Annotated in this window: 3 protein-coding genes; 1 reads left to right on the plus strand and 2 read right to left on the minus strand. The window is 31.7% G+C overall.

Features of this window, described 5'->3' with window-relative positions:
- Positions 1-558, plus strand: a 558-nt coding sequence (locus QNK89_RS01640) for a polysaccharide biosynthesis C-terminal domain-containing protein (protein WP_340169239.1), incomplete at its 5' end; no start/stop codon positions are given.
- Here the strand turns inward: QNK89_RS01640 and QNK89_RS01645 are convergent.
- Together QNK89_RS01645 and QNK89_RS01650 are read right to left on the minus strand one after the other, a co-directional pair.
- A complete protein-coding gene (locus QNK89_RS01645; RefSeq protein WP_340169240.1) occupies positions 550-1,653 on the minus strand; it encodes a glycosyltransferase in 1,104 nt (367 codons plus the stop codon). The genes QNK89_RS01640 and QNK89_RS01645 overlap by 9 nt on opposite strands.
- Positions 1,653-2,609, minus strand: a 957-nt coding sequence (locus QNK89_RS01650; protein WP_340169241.1) for an HAD-IC family P-type ATPase, incomplete at its 5' end; no start/stop codon positions are given. The genes QNK89_RS01650 and QNK89_RS01645, both read right to left, overlap by 1 nt.

A 2,609-nucleotide genomic window follows, 5' to 3' on the forward strand; every position in this document is an offset into this window, starting at 1 on the left:
TATTCCTTAGATGTGTTTCTAATCGGACAACTGATATCAGATACAACAGAAGTAGCTATATACAGAACAGCGAGTATTATCCCCATTGCGCTCTTTTTTATTCCTAATTCTTATATAACTACGCATTATACAGATTTGGCAAAAAACAGCAACAACAAAGCCTATTTATTTGCCTTTTCTAAAAATTACATCAAACTATTTTCTGTGATCGGAATTTGTGTAAGTGTGCCTTTACTTTTGGTTGCTCAACCTTTACTTACGCTTTTATTTGGAGCGTCTTACAGTAGTGCAGCTCCACTATTTCAACTGTTAATTGTTGGTATGTTTGGTGCTTTTGTGCTAAGAATTCCATTTGGCAATCTACTAGCAGCTGTTGGTAAATCTAGCTGGAATACAACCGTAGCTTTTGCAATTTTAATTTTAAACGGTATTTTAAATTATTATGCAATTACTCGTTTTGGTATCATAGGTGCTGCTATTGTAACAAGTTCTTTATTTTGGATTTCTGGTATTACATCTTTACTTCTTTTCTATAGGTACCTTAAACAATTAGATTAATTCGTAAAGTCTTTTAATTTCTTCTCCAATTTTATTTCTATCAAACTGCGCTGCAACTTTTTTTAATTCATCAGATTTATAATTCTCATATTTTTTTTGTATTAACAACATTGCATCTGTAAGTTGTTTGTTGTTATCGGTATCAATTAAGATTCCAGTCCGTTCATTTAAAAACATTTCTGGGCCTCCACATCTAGTAGAAATTACAGGAATACCACATAACAAGGCTTCTGCACATATAATGGAAAACGTTTCATAAAAACTATTTAAAATCAACACATGAGACTTACTCAGTGCCTTAAAAACATCCTTATTACTTAGGCTTCCTCTAAAATTTACATGAGCAGTTAAGTTTAAACTCTCACAAAGTTTGATGCATTTTTCTTTGTCCGTTCCATCGCCAATAATATCTAACTGAATGTTTTTTGTTGATTTTAATGCTGACCCAAAAGAGGTAATGATTCCTATACTATTTTTGTGACTTTGTTCTAGGTCGCCAACAAAAATGAATGTGAATTGTTCATTCTTTTCAAGATTTTCAGGTTTTCCTTCAACAACATTGCCAACCACTGTATAATTTGCTTTAATACCTGAGGCCAACATGTCCATTTTTAAATATGAAGATACAACGGCAAGTTTTGTAGCTTTTGATGCTATAAATCTCTTGAGTTTCTTAATAATCCAAGTTTGATTTTTAAATAATCCAGTATGGTATCCGCTCCAGTGTTCCGATATTACATACGGAGTTTTAGTGGTTTTTTTAGCTAAAAAGGCTAAAGTACTTGCCCAACTAATAATATGAGCATGAATCCAGTCTGATTTACTGTTCTTTATTTCTTTCCAAATGAAATAAAAGACTTTTAGTTTATTTAGGCGTCCTCTTTTGTAATAATAGGTTACTTCTTGGATGTTTTCAAAACGTGAATTTACTCTGTTAATAGAAGTTTCCATTTTGTCTGTTTCAAAAAGGCTTATTACTTTATTTTCATAAGAGTACTGAATGGATTGAATCTGTTTACGAACAAAAATACCTAACAAAGGGTTTTCTTTATTAGGGTACCATTTCGCTAAATGTAATATCTTTTTGTTTGACATTAAGATTCGATATTTTTATACTTTAATCGTATAGAGTTCCCAATTACTACAATATCAGAAAGTGCCATTGTAAAGGCAGCAAAAATAGGATTTAAATAACCCGATGCAGCCAAAGGAATTGCTACAATATTGTAAGCAAATGCCCAAAATAAATTTTGTTGAATTGTACGATACGTGTGTTTGCATATTTGATAGGCCATTTTAACGCTCTTTAAATTATGATTTAAGAGTACAATAGATGCAGATTTTACGGCAATTTCAGATGCTTTTGTGTAAGATATTCCTACAGTTGCTTGTGTTAGAGCTGGTGCGTCATTTACACCGTCACCAAACATAGCTGTTTTTCCTTTGGTCGTAAATTGTTTTATCTTTTCTATTTTATCCTCTGGAGATTGAGCGGCATATACTTTTTGTATCCCTAGTTCTTTCGAAATTGCATTGCATTTTAGTTGTGTGTCTCCACTTAGTAAAACGGTATTTATCTTGTTAGAGTTAAAGAATGAAATTAAAGTAACCGCATCGTTCATAACTTTATCTTGTATTAAAATACAGGCTACTAGTTTGTGGTTTACAGACAGAAATAATTGATAATTCTCAAAGTATTTTTCATCTACTAAATTTAAATAAGCGGCAGAGCCAAGTTTATATAGATTCTGATCTTTATCTAAAGCCTCAAGACCTTGTCCTTTTATTTCTTTAATATCTTCAAAAATCAGATTTTGATTAAAAGAATTAAATTCATTACAAAGTGACAGTGCAATAGGATGATTCGAATGTTTTTCAAGACCATAAATAATGGCTTCAATAGGGTAAGACTTGTCCAATACATATAGCTCCTTAACGGAAAATTTACCGTTTGTTAAGGTCCCTGTTTTATCAAATACAACCGTAGTGATTTTACTTAATAGTTCTAGAGTAGCACCGCCTTTTATAAGTATTCCATTTTTTGCAGCTCT

The organism is Lacinutrix sp., from assembly GCF_037625555.1.
GTDB lineage: Bacteria > Bacteroidota > Bacteroidia > Flavobacteriales > Flavobacteriaceae > Lacinutrix.